The 18,228-nt window shown below is 66.5% G+C and carries 18 protein-coding genes and 1 tRNA gene; 8 read left to right on the top strand and 11 right to left on the bottom strand.

Annotated features, from left to right (window positions below):
• The first annotated feature begins 72 nt into the window (after positions 1-72).
• From AC07X5_RS26475 to AC07X5_RS26465, 3 genes are all read left to right on the top strand, one after another.
• Positions 73-1,494 carry an aminotransferase-like domain-containing protein gene (locus tag AC07X5_RS26475; protein ID WP_494772554.1) on the top strand — a complete coding sequence of 474 codons (1,422 nt, stop codon included), beginning with the start codon at positions 73-75 and terminating at the stop codon, positions 1,492-1,494.
• A gap of 211 nt (positions 1,495-1,705) precedes the next feature.
• Complete coding sequence (locus AC07X5_RS26470; RefSeq protein ID WP_409962538.1) at positions 1,706-2,215, top strand: hypothetical protein; 510 nt, start codon at positions 1,706-1,708, stop codon at positions 2,213-2,215.
• Positions 2,216-2,228: 13 nt separating this feature from the next.
• Positions 2,229-3,215, top strand: a complete 987-nt coding sequence (locus tag AC07X5_RS26465) for a cation diffusion facilitator family transporter (protein ID WP_494772553.1) — start codon at positions 2,229-2,231, stop codon at positions 3,213-3,215.
• Positions 3,216-3,224: 9 nt separating this feature from the next.
• Here the strand turns inward: AC07X5_RS26465 and AC07X5_RS26460 are convergent, their stop codons facing one another.
• The 6 genes from AC07X5_RS26460 to AC07X5_RS26435 all read right to left on the bottom strand — a co-directional run bounded on the left by AC07X5_RS26460 (position 3,225) and on the right by AC07X5_RS26435 (position 10,448).
• Positions 3,225-3,863: a hypothetical protein gene (locus AC07X5_RS26460; protein WP_494772552.1), complete on the bottom strand. Its 639-nt coding sequence runs from the start codon at positions 3,861-3,863 to the stop codon at positions 3,225-3,227.
• A 331-nt stretch (positions 3,864-4,194) separates the two neighbouring features.
• Positions 4,195-6,360, bottom strand: a complete 2,166-nt coding sequence (locus tag AC07X5_RS26455) for an NHL repeat-containing protein (protein WP_494772551.1) — start codon at positions 6,358-6,360, stop codon at positions 4,195-4,197.
• Positions 6,361-7,292: 932 nt separating this feature from the next.
• A tRNA-Ser gene (locus AC07X5_RS26450) sits at positions 7,293-7,382 on the bottom strand.
• Positions 7,383-7,452: 70 nt separating this feature from the next.
• Positions 7,453-7,965 carry a DUF1993 domain-containing protein gene (locus AC07X5_RS26445; RefSeq protein ID WP_409962530.1) on the bottom strand — a complete coding sequence of 171 codons (513 nt, stop codon included), beginning with the start codon at positions 7,963-7,965 and terminating at the stop codon, positions 7,453-7,455.
• Positions 7,966-8,150: 185 nt separating this feature from the next.
• The gene (gene serS, locus AC07X5_RS26440; RefSeq protein WP_494772550.1) at positions 8,151-9,473 is read right to left on the bottom strand and encodes a serine--tRNA ligase; all 1,323 of its coding nucleotides are present in this window, start codon (positions 9,471-9,473) and stop codon (positions 8,151-8,153) included.
• Positions 9,474-9,506: 33 nt separating this feature from the next.
• Positions 9,507-10,448 carry a threonine/serine dehydratase gene (locus AC07X5_RS26435; protein WP_494772549.1) on the bottom strand — a complete coding sequence of 314 codons (942 nt, stop codon included), beginning with the start codon at positions 10,446-10,448 and terminating at the stop codon, positions 9,507-9,509.
• 175 nt (positions 10,449-10,623) lie between these two features.
• Here AC07X5_RS26435 and AC07X5_RS26430 point away from each other — a divergent pair, with 175 nt between their 5' ends.
• A complete protein-coding gene (locus tag AC07X5_RS26430) occupies positions 10,624-11,316 on the top strand; it encodes a CBS domain-containing protein (protein ID WP_494772548.1) in 693 nt (230 codons plus the stop codon).
• 18 nt (positions 11,317-11,334) lie between these two features.
• Here AC07X5_RS26430 and ispH read toward each other — a convergent pair whose 3' ends face one another.
• Positions 11,335-12,330 carry a 4-hydroxy-3-methylbut-2-enyl diphosphate reductase gene (ispH, locus tag AC07X5_RS26425; RefSeq protein WP_494772547.1) on the bottom strand — a complete coding sequence of 332 codons (996 nt, stop codon included), beginning with the start codon at positions 12,328-12,330 and terminating at the stop codon, positions 11,335-11,337.
• Positions 12,330-12,794, bottom strand: a complete 465-nt coding sequence (locus AC07X5_RS26420) for an FKBP-type peptidyl-prolyl cis-trans isomerase (RefSeq protein ID WP_494772546.1) — start codon at positions 12,792-12,794, stop codon at positions 12,330-12,332. Before AC07X5_RS26420 ends, ispH begins: the two co-directional genes overlap by 1 nt.
• 89 nt (positions 12,795-12,883) lie before the next feature.
• Here AC07X5_RS26420 and radC point away from each other — a divergent pair, with 89 nt between their 5' ends.
• The 3 genes from radC to AC07X5_RS26405 all read left to right on the top strand — a co-directional run bounded on the left by radC (position 12,884) and on the right by AC07X5_RS26405 (position 15,656).
• A complete protein-coding gene (gene radC / locus AC07X5_RS26415; RefSeq protein ID WP_494772545.1) occupies positions 12,884-13,597 on the top strand; it encodes a RadC family protein in 714 nt (237 codons plus the stop codon).
• A gap of 305 nt (positions 13,598-13,902) precedes the next feature.
• Positions 13,903-14,547 (top strand): Smr/MutS family protein, encoded by a 645-nt coding sequence (locus AC07X5_RS26410; RefSeq protein WP_409962572.1) that lies wholly within the window; start codon positions 13,903-13,905, stop codon positions 14,545-14,547.
• Between the two features lie 149 nt (positions 14,548-14,696).
• Complete coding sequence (locus tag AC07X5_RS26405; protein WP_494772544.1) at positions 14,697-15,656, top strand: Bug family tripartite tricarboxylate transporter substrate binding protein; 960 nt, start codon at positions 14,697-14,699, stop codon at positions 15,654-15,656.
• Between the two features lie 10 nt (positions 15,657-15,666).
• Here AC07X5_RS26405 and AC07X5_RS26400 read toward each other — a convergent pair whose 3' ends face one another.
• The 3 genes from AC07X5_RS26400 to AC07X5_RS26390 all read right to left on the bottom strand — a co-directional run bounded on the left by AC07X5_RS26400 (position 15,667) and on the right by AC07X5_RS26390 (position 17,247).
• Positions 15,667-16,140 carry a RidA family protein gene (locus AC07X5_RS26400; protein WP_494772543.1) on the bottom strand — a complete coding sequence of 158 codons (474 nt, stop codon included), beginning with the start codon at positions 16,138-16,140 and terminating at the stop codon, positions 15,667-15,669.
• Between the two features lie 30 nt (positions 16,141-16,170).
• A complete protein-coding gene (locus AC07X5_RS26395; protein ID WP_494772542.1) occupies positions 16,171-16,752 on the bottom strand; it encodes a hypothetical protein in 582 nt (193 codons plus the stop codon).
• Positions 16,753-16,815: 63 nt separating this feature from the next.
• On the bottom strand, positions 16,816-17,247 hold the full coding sequence (locus tag AC07X5_RS26390) for a group II truncated hemoglobin (protein ID WP_184862997.1): 432 nt from the start codon (positions 17,245-17,247) through the stop codon (positions 16,816-16,818).
• 118 nt (positions 17,248-17,365) lie between these two features.
• On the opposite strand from AC07X5_RS26390, the gene AC07X5_RS26385 reads away from it, so the two are divergent.
• Entirely contained in the window at positions 17,366-18,193 is an 828-nt protein-coding gene (locus tag AC07X5_RS26385) for an ABC transporter substrate-binding protein (protein ID WP_494772541.1), read from the top strand.
• Positions 18,194-18,228: the final 35 nt, after the last annotated feature.

Genomic DNA, 18,228 nt, shown 5'->3' with positions numbered 1-18,228 from the left:
CAGGGACAGTTACGCCATCTGTCCAGGTACACACTGGCTGTGTCATAGTGGTCCAACCGCTGTGGAACCCTCATGAAAGCCGCGCCAAAGACCGCCTCGCTGACCCTCACGCTGGCCGATTCCATCGACCGGCAGATCCGCGACGGCGCCTACCAGGCGGGCGACAAGCTGCCCTCGCTGCGCGAGCTGGCACAGCTGCACGGCTATGCCAAGAACACCATCGTCGCGGCCTTCGAGATGCTGGTGGCGCGCGGCCTGATCGAGCCGCGCCGGGGCTCGGGCTATTTCGTGCGCGAGCAGCCCAGGGCCGCGGCCAAGGAAGAAGAGGCCGGCTCGCTGGGCCGCGCGATGGACATCGTGTGGCTGATGCGCGAGCAGCTCAAGTCCGAACCCGGCGCGCTGGCGGTGGGTGACGGCTTCCCTCCCGTGGAATGGCTGGCCGATGTGCGCCTGGACAAGTTCCACCACAAGGTGGTGCGCACGGGCCTGGGCGCGCTGTTCCGCTATGGCAACCGCTTCGGCTACGAGCCGCTGCGCCACCACCTGGTGCGCAAGCTGGCCGATCTGGGCATCGGCACCGAACCGCGGCAGATCGTTCTCACCCACGGTGCCAACGAGGCCATGGACACGGTGATACGCTACTTCGTGCCGCCCGGGGCGCCGGTGCTGGTGGACGACCCGGGCTACTACCCGCTGTTCGGCAAGCTCAAGCTGGCGGGTGCGCACATCGTGGGCGTGCCGCGCCTGGCCGACGGGCCGGACCTTGATGCGCTGGAGCAGTTGCTCATCGTGCACAAGCCACGGCTGTTCTTCACCCAGTCCGTCGCGCACAACCCCACGGGCTCGGACCTCACGGCCGCCAAGGCCTACCGCGTGCTGCAGCTGGCGCAGAAGTACGACCTGATGATCGTGGAGAACGACCCGCTGGCCGACTTCAAGCCCACCGGCGCACCGCGCCTGTCCTCGCTGGACCAGCTCGAGCGCACGATATACATCGGCAGCTTCTCCAAGTCGTTCTCGGCCGCGCTGCGCGTGGGGTACATCGCCTGCGGGGCCGACTTGGCCAGCGACATCGCTGACCTGAAGGCGCTGATCCACGTGAGCAGCTCGGAGTACGCCGAGCGCACGGTGGACGTGATCCTGAGCGAAGGCCACTACCAGCGCCACATCCAGCGCCTGCGCGACCGCCTGTCCGCGGCCACGCAGAGTGCCACGCAGATCTTCGACGCCGTGGGCGCCGAGGTCTTCACGCGCAACCCGCAGTCGCTGTACCAGTGGGTGGCCCTGCCGGGCGTGCAGGACTCGCTGGCCTTTGCGCAGCAGATGCTGCCGCGCCAGATCGTCATGGCGCCGGGGCGCATCTTCTCGGTGGACTTTGCGGCCACCTCGCGCTGGTCGCGCTTCAACGTGGGTGCGGTGACCGACCCGCGCTTCGCCAAAGCTTTGCGCAAGGCGCTGGTGCAGGCCGCAGAGGCCGCCGGGCGAGGCGCATGAAGAGGTGCGGGCTCAGCATCACAGCAAAGTACTACTGGCCCTGCGCTGTCTTGTCCGACCCCTTTGCGGGCAAGTCCAGCGCTCATGCATCGCCGTGGATTGCGGCGCTGCGGTGGCAAAGGCTTGATAGGATGCAACGGTACGGCTGTTGCATCCTTGCAGGATGCCCAGCACTTGGAATCACACGCCCAATCTTGGAGAAAGATATCCCATGAAAAAACCTGCTGTACTGGTTCTTGCACTGTTGGCGTCGCATGGTGTCTTTGCGGAACCCCTGTGGGGCAAGGTAGAAGCCGGGGCATCGCTGGAAACCATCAAGCGCAGCTACCCTGATGGGAAGGTGAATGAGCCATCTGCCAAGGAAAGAACCAAGAGCGGCGCCACCTTGCAATTTCGGATTCCGTCAGTTCCCATCGTCGGCGAAAACTTCAATGCCAGTTTCTACTTGCTGGAAGACCGGCTGGAGCAGGTTCTTTTGAACGTCACCGCGTCCAAAAACGAAAGCGACTGCCGCCGTTTGATCGGTGAGGTGCGAGAGGCTCTGGTATCCAAATACGGCCCCGCCATCACTACGGACCGGAGCTCAATGTCCGAGAACGCGTCCTGGTCGTCAGGAAAAACCACCATTGAGTTGTATGGATTGAGCCTCGCGACGGTCCAAAGCTGCAGTGTCTATGTGACCTACAGCCAGCGCATCGCGGCCTCTGCCGGGAATCTCTAGGTTTCCCCGGCCTATGCTTGACCACGGGTACAACGAGCCTGCCCAAGCCCGGAAACATACCCACGCCCCTGACGACACCCACGATCATGGGAGCCACGAGCACCCGGAAGGCGCGGGGCACAGCCACGCCCCTTCGGTTACTGCATCCAACGAAAGGCGCATCCGCCTGGTCTTTCTGATGACCGCTGGCTACGCCGCGGTGCAGGCCGTGGGCGGCGCGCTGTCGGGGTCGCTGGCCTTGATCGCCGACGCCGGGCACATGGTCTCCGATGCGGCGGCACTGCTGCTGGCATTGATTGCGTACCGCGTGGCACGGCGCCCGCCGGACCTGCGCCGCACCTACGGTTTTCACCGCGTGCGGGTGCTGGCGGCGCTGGCCAACGGGGCATCCCTGCTGCTGCTCGTGGCCTGGATCGCCTGGGAGGCGGTGCAGCGCTTTCGCACGCCTTCGGAAGTGCTGGCCGGGCCCATGCTCATCGTCGCGGCCATCGGCCTGGCGGTGAACCTGGTGGGCGCCTGGATCCTCATGCGTGGCGAGCGCAACGACGGCAACCTGCGCGGCGCCCTGCTGCATGTGGTCGGGGATCTGCTCGGCTCGGTGGGCGCCATCGCGGCGGCCATCGGCATCATGGCCACGGGCTGGACGGTGCTCGACCCGCTGCTCTCGGTGCTGGTGGCCGTGCTGGTGGTGCGCTCGGCCTGGGGGCTGGTGTCGGATGCGCTGGTGGTGCTGCTGCAGGCCGCGCCCAAGGGGCTGGACCTGGCGGCAGCGGCGGCGGGCATCCGCGCCCTGCCCGGCGTGGCCGAGGTGGGCCACTTCCATGCCTGGACCCTGACAGACGAGAGCACCGTGGCCACGGTGCATGTGGCGCCGGCCCCGGGCACCGACCCGCTGGCCCTGCCGGCACAGGTGGCCGGCTACCTGCGCCGCGCGCATGGCATAGGCCATGCCACGGTGCAGGTGGATGCGCCGGGCCACATTGAGGCCCAGCCGCACTGAACCGGCCGATCAGCGGTAGGTGAAGTTCGCGACGATAGGGATGGCGGCCGCCACGGGCGTGGTGATGGTCAGCGTACCCGTCATGCGGCCGGTGTTGCCGCTGAAGGTGCAGGTCGACATGGTCCAGGTGGCCTGCGCAGCGCCGGCGTTTTCCAGCACCGTCTGCTGCAGCGCCGGATCGCTGCAGAACGCGGCTTGGTTGCTGGGCTTGGGCATGTTGTTGATCGTGATCAGGGGCACGGGCGTGCCCTGGGCCGTCACGCGGATGTCCAGGGTGGCGTTGCTGGGGGTGCCGGCATCGATCACGACATCACCGAAGCTCACCAGCGTAAAGCCGGGGCTGGTCAGGCTGACGGCGGGGTAGAGGGTGCCGCCGAAGTTCAGTTGCGGAATGCGCAGCACATTGCCCGCCGAGGTAAAGCTGATCTCCGCCCCCACGCTGGCATCGTTGAGGCGCAGTTGGCCGGGCGAGACCAGCTGGATCACCACGTCGCGGAACTTCAGGTTGCCGTCGATCTGCAGGATGGGAAAGCGCAGGCGGCCCGTGGCCGCGTCGAACACGGCAGGGTCGGCCGCATGCGCGGGTGCTGCAGCCAGGCCAGCCATGGCGACGGCCAGTGCGAGAGCGGAATTCCGGAGGGAGATCATGAAGCACATCCTTTGCGGGGAAAGAAACGGTGAAGTGAAACGTATCGGCAACTACAAATTCTTGCACAAGCCAGCATGCAGGCGGGCGGCCCGAACCCAAGCAGCGCAGAACCGCCCGCGCATGCGTCACGTACAGGAGCCCAAGGATGCATCTTTTCACCCAACCGCGCCATCCGACAAAAGGGCGATGCATCCTGTCCGACCTGAGCTTCAACACGTATGGCGACCGACCTGGGCCATGAGAAGCCACGCATCACCTACGGACCGTACTCCGGGGGGCACTCGCTGGCTCCCATGAAGGAAGCCATCGAGGAGAGTCGGTTTCCTGGGATCAATCAGGAAGCCTGACCTGGATCACCCCATGGGGGACGGAGATGTAGAGCCTGGAATCACGGATTGCAATGCCGGCGGGGCGGCCGATGCTGCCTGGCAGGTCCACTGCTGCAAATCCCAGGCGTCCCACCTGTCCCACGGGGGTGCTGACCTGGCCGTCAGGAGTGATCTTGCGGATCACACTGTTGGCAGGGTCGGAGACATACACGTTGCCTTTGTTGTCCGCCGCGAGGCTGGCGGTCTTTGGCTCCTCTGGCCAATCAACCGAGAACAGTGCCGCTGAACCCAGGCCATCGGCATGGCCGGGGGGGGCATCAGGGTTACCTGCCAAAGTGCTGACGAGCCCAGACGGAGTGATCTTGCGGATGGTTGGACCCAAGCTCTTGAAGTTATTCAGACTATCGACCACATAGAGGTTACCGGCTGCATCGGTGGTCATGTTGCCCAGCCACGAAAATCTTGCGGCTTGGCCTTGACCATCCCTGTGCCCCCACTGGGCTTCGCTGCCTGCGAACAATGTGGCTGTCCCTTTGGTATCTATTTTGAAAATGACTCCTTGGTAGGAGGACGCATAGACGTTGCCTGTGCTGTCCGCAGCAATGCCGGTGATGGGGTTGACGGCGGGTCTGCCCGTGCCCGTCGATGGATCCACAATCAGCAATGGATTCACATCCGCCAGAAGCACGGCCTCGCAATTGCGCAACTTCAGAATGCGGGAATCAATGTAGGTGTAAAGGTTGCCTGCTCCGTCAGCGGCCAAGGCCGATCCGGGGACTGTGGCAATTCCACTTGGAAGAAATTCCTTGCCCAGGCCTGTGATCGAAGTGCACCGCCCTCCGGGCCGGCCCAGGGTGCCTACCAGACCATCTGCTTGCACAGTGCGGATGGTGTCGCTGCCCTTGTCGCGCACATACAGCATGCCCGATGGATCGAAGGCCAGCGCCGAAGGCTGGTCAAAGCGCGCGGCATCGCCTTGCCCATCTTTGGCCCCTGTGGGAGAAACCGGGCCTGCGACCACCGTGTATTTGCCCTGCTGTGTGTAGCTGCGCAACTGCACGTATTTATAGGAGGTACTGCTGCCGCCGATGCCTTCGGCCACCAGGAACTGGCCATCGGCTTTGGCCACCATGGTAATGGCCTGACACAGGTCATCGTTGCTGCGACCGCTGTAATTGTGGCAGTCGGATGGGGCGCTGACCAGGGTCGTGACACGTCCATCGCTGCCGACATGGCGAATGCCAAGCCGTACATACCGTATGGACGGGGGGCCGAGCATAAGTTCGGAGATCACCTCCTTGTCCAGCACAATCAGGCGATCAGCTGAGTCGAAGGTCATGGCCACGATGGTTTTGCCGAGCTGCCCTTCGCTGCCCGACACCGCAGTGGCCAGGCCGTTTGCCGAGTACTTGAGGATCAGTCCCGCATCTGCTGCGTAGAGAGTCCCCGCAGAATCCGTGGCGAGGAGTGGGTTCCGTCCTCTGGTTTGGCTGGCGATGGTGCTCACTGCACCATCCGCAGTGATCTTGCGGATTCGCCCTGTTTGAGTTGGACCAGGGAGAAAAGCTTCTGACACATAGACCGTACCTGTCTTGTCTACGGCGATGCTGCTGGGGTTGCACAGGGTGGCTCCGTTGCCCGCACCATCCTGGTTACCACATGCCCCTGCCCGGCCAGCCAGGGTGGTCACGAGTCCTGCTGCGCTGATCTTGCGCACCAGGTGGTTCGCGGTATCGGCCACATAGGTGTTTCCTGCTGCGTCCACTGCAACCGCAGCGGGGCGGTAGAACCGCGCGCTCTGGCCGTTGCCGTCCGAATAACTGGATGGGGTGCCAGGAGTGGCACCCGAAGGAACCCAGCCTCCGGCCAAGGTACTGACTTGCTCGCCATTGGCGCTGAGCTTACGTATCAGGTGATTGTTGGTATCTGCGATGACCACTTCCCCCGAACTGGTCAAGGCCATTCCTCCCACGTTCGTGCTGAAGCTCGCGGTCGTGCTTGTGGGGCCGTCCTGATTGCCTTCACTGAGCGGATAACCAGCAAGAAGGGACAAGGTGGCCGAAGAAGCGGGTGGTGGGGCAGGCGTTTCGACCGAACTGTCGGAACCGCCTCCGCATGCGGAGAGCATGGGAACAATCAATACGGCTAAAAGGCCGATGCGTTGCATTCGCTTTTGGGGTGCATGTTGTGTCATGAATCGCCTTGATTGGGATATCTGTCTTTCACGCAGTGGCAGTGCCGCCAGCGCTACCGGGCTGCAGGCACGCGTCCGCTGCGGCGGTGCCGTTGCTGCTGGCGAGACCGCGAGAAGGGCTGGGCAATTGGGGCGGTGTGGTGGTCGTCACTGGCATGGTCGAAACCCTCTCGGTTCAAAAGATAAAAAAGACAGCCCACCCGTGTCGCGCTCGCAGCAGTACGGCGGTGCGGTAAGGTCCGCACGCAAGGGTGGGGCTGCTCCAATCTTTGCCGAGCCGCGGCGATCCGTCTGTGTCGGGTGTCACAACTGTTCGCCCACACCCATTTGGGTGAGGCCTGCGATAGGCTCCAACCGTTCTTCAGGCCAGTGCAGTCCGGGCCGGGGACGCACTGGTCCTGCTCCCACAAGCCAACTGCCAAGGATCCCAGGACCGCACACCGCACCGCAACTGTGTCCACAGAGGCGGCGCCGATTGCGCCCGTGCCATTGCGCACCACGCAGCCAGTGCCCTGAGACTGGTTCTTGACCGTGACGGCATAGGCAGAACCTGCGGCCAACGGAGTGGTGAAGGTGAAGCCGCCGTCGGCGGTGAGCGGCAGATCTTCCCGGCCATTGGCCAATACCACTGAGGTCCCAGTGGGCACGCCGCTGACGATGCCGCCCAGGGTGTTGCGCTCATTGGGCAGTTGCGCGCACCCGAGCAGCACGGAAGGGAAGTCCCTGACAGTGCTCATGTGCCCCTAGCCACCGTGCAACGCTGGCCCGTGGGCTGGCTCTTAACAGTGAAGGCATGGCCACCGCCAACAGGCCAACAGCCCACTCGCAGGCCAGCCCCGTCGCGAGCAGCCCGGCAAAAGAAAAAGCCCCGAGCTATGGTTTAAATAGCATCGGGGCTTTGTCAGTGGCGGAGAGGGTGGGATTCGAACCCACGGTAGTGTTGCCACTACGCCTGATTTCGAGTCAGGTACATTCGACCACTCTGCCACCTCTCCTATGTGTCGAAGCCTGCGATTATAGCAGGCTTTTTTTGCGCTCTGCAACGAGCGCGGCGTGCATTGAGATTCAGGCCTTGCCCATGTAGTCCTTCTTGCCCAGTTCCACCCCGTTGTGGCGCGCCAGCGCATAGGTGGTCGTCACGTGGAAGAAGAACTGCGGCAGGCCGTAGTGCAGCAGGTAGGCCTGGCCCACGAACTGCTTTTCGCGCGGGGTGCCGGGCTGCAGGGTGATCTGGCGCGTGGCGGCGTCGGCAAAGTTCTCGGCGGGCAAGCCCTCGATGAAAGCCAGCACGGTGTCGATGCGTTCGTTCAGGTCGGCGAAGCTGGGGCGCTCGCCGTCGGGGAACGAGGGCACCTCGACGCCGGCCAGGCGGGCGCATACGCCCTTGGCGAAGTCGCAGGCGATGAGCACCTGGCGGGCCATGGGGAACATGTCGGGGTAGAGGCGGGCCTGCAGCAGCGCATCGGGTTCGATCTTGCGCGCGGTGGCGTGGGCTTCGGTCTTGGCGAGCACGTCCTTCAGGGCGCCCAGCATCTGGCGGAACACGGGGATGCTGGAGGTGTGCATGGGGTAGGTCATGGAAGATCGATCCTGAGAAGATGGTAGGGAGGCGACGCGCACTCTGGGGTTTGTGCGGGCCTGGCGCGCTGTCGGAACGCATTGCACCACAACGCGCAAAAAGCTGCTGGCGCGCGTTCGGCAAGGTGCGGGGCCATGAAAAACGGGCCCGAAGGCCCGTTGGTCGATGGAGCTCCCGCAGTGCTTCAGGCTTGCGGGGCCAGCACGGCCAAGCCGCCCAGGTAGGGGCGCAGCACTTCGGGCACGGTCACGCTGCCGTCGGCCTGCTGGTAGTTTTCCAGCACCGCCACCAGGGTGCGGCCCACGGCCAGGCCGGAGCCGTTCAGGGTGTGCAGCAGCTCGTTCTTGCCCTGGGCATTCTTGAAGCGGGCCTGCAGGCGGCGCGACTGGAAGGCCTCGCAGTTGCTCACCGAACTGATTTCGCGGTAGGTGTTCTGCGCGGGCAGCCAGACCTCAAGGTCGTAGGTCTTGGCGGCGCCGAAACCCATATCGCCGGTGCACAGGCTCATCACACGGTAGGGCAGGCCGAGCTTTTGCAGCACGGCCTCGGCGTGGGCGGTCATTTCCTCGAGCGCTTCGTAGCTCTTGTCGGGGTGCACGATCTGCACCATCTCGACCTTGTCGAACTGGTGCTGGCGGATCATGCCGCGCGTGTCGCGGCCGTAGCTGCCCGCTTCGGAGCGGAAACACGGCGTGTGGGCCGTGAGCTTGATGGGCAGCTCGGCCTCGGCCACGATCACGTCGCGCACGAAGTTGGTCAGCGGCACTTCGCTGGTGGGGATGAGGTAGAGCGCCGCGTTGTCCGGCACGGGCTCGCCGTCCTGGCCGCCCTTCTTGGCGGCGAACAGGTCGCCTTCGAACTTGGGCAGTTGGCCCGTGCCCTTGAGCGAGTCGGCGTTGACGGCGTAGGGCACGTAGCACTCGGTGTAGCCATGCTCCTGGGTCTGCACATCCAGCATGAACTGCGACAGCGCGCGGTGCAGGCGGGCGATCTGGCCCTTCATCACCGTGAAGCGCGAGCCCGAGAGCTTGACGCCCATGTCGAAATCCAGGCCCAGGGGCGTGCCCACGTCCACATGGTCCTTGACCTCGAAGGCATAGGTGCCGGGTGTGCCCCAGCGGCGCACCTCGACGTTGCCCGATTCATCGGAGCCCACAGGCACGCTCTCGTGCGGCAGGTTGGGCACGGCCACGAGGATGGCCTGCAGTTCGGCCTGGATCTGCTCCAGGCGCGCGGCCGATTGCTCCAGCTCCGCCTTCATGGCGGTGACCTGGGCCTTGGCGGCCTCGGCAGCGTCCTTCTCGCCGCGGCTGATCAGCATGCCGACCTGCTTGGAGAGCTGGTTGCGCTGCGATTGCAGCTCTTCGGTACGCGACTGCAGGGTCTTGCGCTCGGATTCCAGGCCCTGGAAGGCGGCCACGTCCAGGAAGGCCTGGGGTTTTTTGCGGGTCTCCAGGCGTGCGATGGCGGTGTCGAGGTCTTTGCGGAGAAGAAGAATGTCTAGCATGGTGCGATTTTAGAGGTGCGGAGCAATGCCGCTTCAGGCAAGGCTTGCAGGATCGAAATTGGCGCCGCAGAGAATCATCGCGACGGTTTCCTGGGGTTGTGGCTTGTAGGCGCCGGTCTGCAACGCAGCGAGGCCCAGTGCAGCGGCCGGTTCCACAGCCAGCTTGAGCTCCTTCCACAGCCACTGCTGGGCCGAGCGGATGGCCTCGTCGGGCAAGAGCAGCGATTCATGCACATGGCGCTGGCTCACCTCCCAGCCGATGGCGCCGATGCGGCGCGCGCCCAGAGAATCGGCAGCGATGCCGCCGACTTCCACGTCCACCGGCATGCCGGCGGCACGGGCGGCGTGCAGCGTGGGGGCGCGTTCGGGCTCCAGCGCCACCACATGGGCGCGGCTTTCCACCCAGGCGGCCACGCCGCCGATCAGGCCACCGCCGCCCACGCTGACGAGCACGCTGTCGGGCAGGCGACCGCCCTGCTCCTCGATCTCGGCGGCCAGGGTACCGGCGCCGGCCACCACCTCGGGCTGGTCGTAGGCATGGGCCTGCAGGGCGCCCGTGGTCTTCTGGCGCGCCACGCAGGCCTCGAAGGCCTCGGAATACACCGCGCCGGTGACGACCACGTCGGCCCCCAGGGAGCGCAGGCGGGCGCGCTTGGCCTCGGGCGAGACCTCGGGCACATACACCTCGCAGCGCACGCCCAGGGCCTGGGCTGCGGCCGCCACGGCGATGCCGGCGTTGCCGCCGGAGGCGATGATGGCTCCGCTCTCGGGCACGGGGTTGGCCAGCAGGCGGTACAGCATGCCGCGCGCCTTGAAACTGCCGCCCACCTGCAGGTGTTCGAGCTTGAGCCAGACCTCGGCGCAGTCCACGCCCAGGGATCGGCCACTCAGGCGCAGCAATGGTGTGGTGCGCAGGAAGTCGGGGCGGGAAGCCAGCTGGGCGCGGGCGGCGGAAATGGCGGCGCGGTCAATCATGGGAGTGCGGGGCCAGGAAGGCCCGGTTCAGGACAGCTGGTGAGTGTAGATGCCCGGGACGGCCCGCTTATGGCACACACGGATACACCCTGGCCTGTGCCCCGGCCTTTTTTCTGCCGATAACATGGCCAAGGGCGACTGCAGGGGGCAGGCCGCCACAGAGGAGGTTGCAGGCATGTTCTTCGTATTCGGCCCTTCGGGGCAGATGTACCGCGGCGGGGCGGAAAACCTGGCCAGCGTAGCGCCGGTGCGGCGCGTGCAGCGGCCGCAGGCCCTGCGCACCCGCTCGCTGGACGAGCAGGCGCAGCCCGAGGTGCTGCCCCAGCCCGGCAGCAGCACGGTGCAGCCAGTGAACCTGCGCCTGCAGGACGCCGTGAGCGCCTACGCCCAGACCGAACAAGGCCCGACGCAGGCACGCAAGCCCCTGACCCTGGTGAGCGACGTGATGACGCAGGAGGCCCTGACCGTGCAGCCCGGCGCCCTGGTCAACGACGCCTGGCAAACGCTGGCCGAGCACCATGTGGCGCAGGCACCGGTGGTGGATGCACAAGGCCGCGTGGTGGGCCTGCTGCTGCGCGCCGACATGGCGCCGCTGGACCTGCTGCCCGAGCCCGGTGCCGTGAAGCAAGCCATCGATCTGGCACGCCGGCCTGTCTCGGAGGTCATGGTGAGCCCGGTGCCCGCCGTAGCGGCGGATACGGAACTGCGCCGCGTGGCGGCCGTGTTGCTGGAAACCGGGCTGCCCGGCCTGCCGGTGGCAGACGAGGCGGGCCGCCTCACGGGCTTCATTTCGCGCACCGACATCCTGCGCGCGGTGGCGGCCGACCCGCCGCTCGACCTATGGAGCGGTCCCGCCGTGGCGCTGTGAGCGCCTACTTATCTGGGTTCAATGTCCAGCCGGCCCTGTCTCGGGCTGGCGCTCCTTGATCTCGAAGCCGGTGGCGGCGTCGATCTTGAGGCCCTTGGGCAGCGGGAACTTGATGGTTTCCTCGATGCCGTTCATGCTGCGCACCGATACCGCCCCCAGCGCCTTGATGCGGTCGATGACCTGCTTGACCAGGATCTCGGGCGCCGAGGCACCGGCCGTGAGGCCCACGCGCGCCACACCGGTGAACCACTCGGCCTGCAGCTCTTCGGCACTGTCCACCATGTAGGCGGTAGTGCCCAGCTTGGCGGCCAGCTCGCGCAGGCGGTTGCTGTTGGAGCTGGTAGGGCTGCCGACCACGATGACCAGGTCCACCTGGGGGCTCAGCACCTTGACGGCATCCTGCCGGTTCTGCGTGGCATAGCAGATGTCCTGGTGCTTGGGCTCACGCACCTGCGGGAAGCGCGCACGCACGGCGGCCGAGATCTCGGCCGCGTCGTCCACGCTCAGCGTGGTCTGCGTGACCACGGCAAGCTTGCTTGTCTGCCCGGGCTGCACACGGGCCACATCGGCCACGTCTTCCACCAGGTGGATGCCGTGGTCGAGCTGGCCCATGGTGCCTTCCACCTCGGGGTGGCCCTTGTGGCCGATCATGATGAACTCGTAGCCTTCCTTGGCCAGCTTGGCCACTTCGACGTGCACCTTGCTCACCAGCGGGCAGGTCGCGTCGAAGATGGAGAAGCCGCGCGCCACGGCCTCCTCCTGCACGGCCTTGCTCACGCCATGGGCGCTGAAGACCAGGGTCGCGCCCGGCGGCACGTCAGACAATTCCTCGATGAAGATGGCGCCCTTGGCCTTGAGGTCGTTGACCACGTAGGTGTTGTGCACGATCTCGTGGCGCACGTAGATCGGGCGGCCGAACTTCTGCAGCGCACGTTCGACGATCTCGATGGCGCGGTCCACGCCGGCGCAAAAGCCGCGCGGCTCGGCCAGCAGGATTTCCTGGGGGGTCTGCATCAGAGGATTCCGATCACGTGCACTTCGAAGGTGACGGGCTGGCCGGCCAGCGGGTGGTTGAAGTCAAAGCGCACGGCACCGTCCTCGCGCACCTGCATCACCGCACCGGCATAGCTGCCCATGCCGTCGGGGGTGGGGAACTGCACCACGTCGCCGGGGCTGTATTTTTCGTCGGCACTGCCCAGGTCGCTGAGCAGCTTCTTGGCCACCCACTGCTGCATGTCGGGGTTGCGCTCGCCGAAGGCCGCGCCTGCGGCCAGCTCGAAGGTGGCGCGCGTGCCCTCCACCAGGCCCAGCAAATGCTGTTCCATGGCGGGCGACAGCTCGCCCGTGCCCAGCGACAGCGTGGCCGGCTTGTCGGCAAAGGTGTTGATCACATCCCCCGCCGGACCTGCCAGGCGATAGTGCAGCGTGAGAAAGGAGCCCGGCTGTACGGTGGGAAGGGCTGTGGCGGTAGAGGTCATGAAAGTCCCGATAAACTGGCCTCTATTGTAGAAAAACGGGCAATCCCCCATGGCTGGGTGCCCGAGAGCCCCCTAACCCTCTGCACGCCATGGCCATCAAAGACCTCCCCCCGGACGCCCAGCCGCGCGAAAAACTGCTCGCGCGCGGCCCCGCCGCCTTGGCCGACGCGGAGCTGCTGGCCATCCTGCTGCGCACCGGCATCGTGGGCAAGGGCGTGCTGCAGATGGCGCAGGAGCTGCTCGACCCACCGGTGCTCGATGCCGCCACCGGCAAGCTCACGGGCGGTTTTGGCGGCATCGCTGGCCTCCTGCACGCCAGTGCGGATGATCTCATCCGAATCAAGGGCCTCGGCCCCGCCAAGCGCGCCGAACTGGTGGCCGTGCTGGAGCTGGCACGCCGCGCCCTGGCCCAGCAGTTGCGCGAGCGCGAGGTGTTCGACTCGCCCGACACCGTCAAGCACTACCTGCAGCTGCACCTGGCGGCCAAAGGGCACGAGGTGTTCGCCGTGCTCTTTCTGGACAACCAGAACCGCCTCTTGGCGCTCGAAGAACTGTTCCGTGGCACGCTGACCCAGGCCAGCGTCTACCCGCGCGAGGTGGTGCTGCGCGCCCTGCACCACCAGGCCGCGGCCGTGGTGCTGGCCCACAACCACCCCAGCGGCAGCGTGCAGCCCAGCCGCGCCGACGAGGCTCTGACCCAGACGCTCAAGACCACGCTGGCGCTGATCGACGTGCGCGTGCTCGACCATGTCATCGTAGCCCCTGGGCAGGCCCTGTCGATGGCCGAGAAGGGGCTGCTGTGACCAGCCCCGCTCCGCCGGCCCGTCCTCCCGCGCCGCCACCGCCTCCCCCGGCGCTGACCGCCCTGCAGTCGGCCCTGGCCCGTGCCGCCGGCAAGGACGCACTGCCCCCCAATCTGGCAGCGGCGCTGCCCGCCCCGGTACCACCAACGCCCACGCGCTCGGCACGGCGGGCATCCGCCGCCGCCTGGCTGGCTGCGGCACGCCCGGCCCTCGCCCCCCGGCCACCCGCCGCAGCGCCTGCAGCACCCGCAACAGCCAAGCCTCCGCGGCGCGCCCCCCCCGCCCCACGCCGTGCCAGCCAGCGCATCACCGACCTGCAGGAACTGGCCACCGTGGCCCGCCAGCTGCGCGAGCAGCACGAGCGCGAACAGGCCGAGGAAAAAGCCCGGCGCGAGGCCGCCGCCCGGGCGGAAGCCGAGCAACAGCTGTTCAGCCGCAGCGTGGGCCCCATTACCCCGCTGCGCGTGCGCAACCTGGCGCGCCTGCAGCGCCGCCCGCCCCAGCCGCTGCCGCTGCAGCACTGGCTGGACGAGGAGCGCGTGCTGCTCGAATCCATCAGCGACGATTTCGACGTGAGCACCCTGCTGGACACCGACGAAGCGCTGAGCTACCGCCGCCACGGCATCGGCGTGCAGGTCACGCAGCGGTTGCGCTCGGGGTACTGGGCCATCCAGGGCCAACTGGATCTGCACGGCCTGCGCGTGGACGAGGCGCGCGAAGCCCTGGGCCAGTTCATCCGCCAGTCGCACAAGACCGGGCTGCGCTGCGTGCGCGTGGTGCACGGCAAGGGCCTGGGCTCCCCGGGCAAGAGCCCCGTGCTCAAGGGCCGGGTGCAGCGCTGGCTGGTGCAGAAGAACGAGGTGCTGGCCTTCGTGCAGGCCCGGCCCGTCGATGGCGGCGCGGGTGCGCTGCTGGTGCTGCTGCAGCCGGCGGGGCCGCGCCATTCCTGACCCTGACGCCTGGCTCTTAGATCTTTTGCAGCTAACGATCTGAAAAAAGGATCGTTCCCGTTTTGCAGAAGCGTCCCCAGAATCGCGTCCTTCCTCGACTCCTTTGCGAACCGGCCATGCGCGCTGCAGCTTCCCTCAAAACCCTCGCCGTGGCCCTTGCCACCGCCTGCCTGGCCCTCGCCGCGTCGGCCCAGCAGCCATCGCCGGCCGCGCCCTTCCCCACCAAGACCGTGCGCCTGACGGTGCACAATTCGCCCGGCAGCGCGCCCGACGTGCTGGCGCGCTACCTCTCCCAGCGCCTGGCCGAGCAGTGGAAGCAGCCCGTGGTGGTGGACAACCGCGGCGCGGCCGGCGGCATCGTCGCCGCCGATGCGCTGGCCAAGTCCCAACCTGACGGGCACAGCCTGCTGGTGGGCGGCGACGGGCCCATCACCATCCTGCCCAACCTGCAGCACAACCTGCCCTACAACGCCCAGCGCGACCTGGTGCCCGTGGTGTCGCTCGGCCATGTGGACTTCGTGCTCGTGGCCAACGCCAAGACCGGGTTTCGCACCTTGAGCGACTTCGTGCGCGCCGCCAAGGCCGAACCGGGCCGCTACAGCTATGCCTCGGCCGGCAATGGCAGCGCGCTGCAGTTCAGCATGGAGCTGCTCAAGCAGCAGGCCGGCTTTTTCGCCACCCACATCCCCTACCGCGGCGGCCCGCTGGGCCTGCAGGACGTAGTGGCCGGCCAGGTGGAGGTGATGTTCGTGGCGCTGGGCCCGGCGCTGCCGCACATCCGCAGCGGCCGCGTGGTGGCCCTGGCCACCACGGGCGAAAAGCGCAACACGCTGCTGCCCGAGGTGCCCACGGTGGGCGAAACCTACCACGGCTACCGCTCGGGCACCTGGTTCGGCCTGTTCGCGCCGGCGAACACTCCGCAGCCCGTGCTCGACACCATTGCCGCCGACGCGGCGCGCATCGTGCAGACGCCGGCTGCGCGCGCCGAGCTGTCCGCGCAGGGCATCGACGCCACGGGTGCGCCGCAGCAGCAGTTCCAGCGCCAGGTGACTGCGGAGTATGGGCGCTATGCCCAACTGGTCAAAACGGCGGGCATCAAGGCTGAGTGAGCCAGCCCGCTCAGCGGGCTGTTGTCGCGATCAAGTCCACTTCGACGGTCGCGTTCTTGGGCAGCTGCAGCACGCCCACCGAGGTGCGGGTGTGCGCCCCCACCGGGCCGAGAACGCGGTAGAGCACTTCCGAAGCCCCGTCGGCCACCTCGCTTTGCTGCGTGAAGCCGGGAGCAGACTGCACGTAGACGGTGATGCGCAGCACGGCGCTGACGGCATCGAGCGTGCCCAAGGCACGCTGCAGCAGCGCCAGCGCGCGCATGGCACAGACCTTGGCGGCACGCTGCGCGTCCTGCAGCGAGGCATCGGCACCGGCCGCGCCGGTGACCACCACCGTATCGCCCACACGGGGGATCTGACCACTCAGGTAGAGGTGGCGGCCATCGCGCACCAGCGGCACGTAGTTGCCACCGATCTTGATCTCGCCGTCGAAGCTGTAGCCCAGCGCACGGGCCTCCTGTGCAAAGCGTTCATCGCAGGACATGGACAAGAATTCTCCGGGGGTTGAAGAGGCTCATTCGGGTACGACCGCACCCTCGAAGCCCAATGACATGGGCTGCTTGAGATCGCCCGTGTTGCCCATGCCCACGGGCGCCAGGCGCAGATTGCGCGCAGTGAAGTACAGGTAGCCATTGACCTTGGACAGCGTGACGGTGCCGGCCTTGTCGCCGCTCTGCCAGCCCAGGAGCTTGCCGCCCGACGCGTCGGCCAGCGAAACCCGCACCTTCTTCTGTGCCGGATCCGGCTTGGCCGCCACCTCATAGGCACCCGGCGCGGGTCGGTCGGTGCCGAAATCCACCTCGACCAATTGCAACTGCGCGTTGGTGGCAAACACGAAGGCCTTGGGGGTGGAGAGGTAGGTGAGCCCGGTCTTGAAGGCGTAGCGGGTCTTGGCGGCGTTTGCCACCTCGGCCCGCACCTCGCCGAAGTTGTGCCAGCCATTCGGGCCCGCGTAGAGCTTGCTCTTGGGGTTGGTGAAGCGGTCGTCCGATGCCGGCGGCACGTTGCTCCAGGTATCAGCCGCGGCGGGTGCCGGCTGGGCATACGACAGGGCACAGGCCAGCAGGCTGGCGGCAAGCACAAGGGAACGCTGCATGGCACGGACTCCTTCGTTGGAATGAACAGGCGCAGTATGCCTGCAGCCGCAGTCCACGGCCGCTCACATCAGCTTCTTGGCCACCAGGGGCTGGTTGACCATCCAGTCGGCCGTGCCCGTGAAACTTTCGCGCAGCCGCGTGCGCAATGCCTCGGGCACACCCGTCTCGCCCATGGCCTGGTCCATGCAGGCCACCCACTGCCGGCTCTCCAGGGGACCGATGGCAAAGGGCATGTGGCGCGCGCGCAGGCGCGGGTGGCCGAACTGGTCGGTGTAGTACGACGGGCCACCGAGCCAGCCGCACAGGAACCAGAACAGCTTTTGCCGCGCGCTGGCGAGGTCGCTGCCATGGGCGGCGCGCAGCGCGGCGTAGCCGGGCTCCAGGTCCATCAGGTCGTAGAAGCGCTCGACCAGGGCGCGCACGCGCTCTTCGCCGCCGATCCATTCGAAGGGTGTGGTGGCGGGGGTGGTGTTTTCGGGGGTGTCGTCGTCCATGGGGTCACAGTCTGCGCCAAGCACGTTTGGCGAGTTTGATTATAAGAAATGCGATGTTCATATCTCCCGGTTGGAAGCGTAGCCTTCAGTCTTCAACAAGTCTGGAGAGAGAGAAATCATGCGCATCCGTTTCATTGCATCCCTGGCCGCCGCCGCGTTCGCCCTTGCGGGCACCGCCCACGCCGACCAGCTGGCAGACATCAAGAAGAAGGGCGAGCTCGTTGTCGGCGTGCTGGGCACCGACGAGCCCAACAGCTTCATCGACCCCAAGACGCGCGAGCTGATCGGCTACGAGGTGGACCTGGGCAAGGCCATCGCCAAGAAGATCGGCGTCAAGCCCGTGTTCAAGCAGCTGGCCGTGGCAGCGCGCATCCCCGAGCTGCAGCAGGGGCACGTGGACATCCTGGCCGCCTCGCTCACCCACAACAAGGAGCGCGAGGCGCAGATCGACTTTTCGCTCACCACCTTCGTCACGGGCCAGAAGGTGCTGGTCAAGAAGGCCAGCGGCATCAAGGACGTGGCCGACCTGGCGGGCAAGCGCGTGGTCACCGTCAAGGGCGGCACGCAGGAGCCCAATGTGCGCAAGGCCGTGCCCACCGTGGAGGTGGTGACCTTCGAGACCACGCAGCAGGCCTTCCTGGCGCTGCAGCAGGGCAAGGGCGTGGGCTATGTGAACGACGAGTCCTCGCTGATCGACGACTTCGGCAAGCTCGGTGCGCGCAACAAGGACTACGCCATCCTGCCCACCAACCTGAGCGTGGAGCCGCTGGCCCTCGGCATCAAGAAGGGTGAAACCGCCGTGAAATCCATTGTGGACGACACGCTGCGCGACCTGGAGAAGTCGGGCGAGGCCGAGAAGATCTACTTCAAGTGGTACGGCCCGAACACCAAGATCAAGTTCACGACCCGTCCATTCAAGTTCGAGTCGGACAAGATCGACGGTTGATGGCAAGGCCGCCGAGGGCTGGCAGGAGGGTCGGC

It is taken from the genome of Acidovorax sp. GW458-11-26-14-TSB4 (assembly GCF_059423865.1).
Note: the sequence above shows the minus strand (reverse complement) of the source record. Positions and strands in the feature narration are given on the sequence as shown.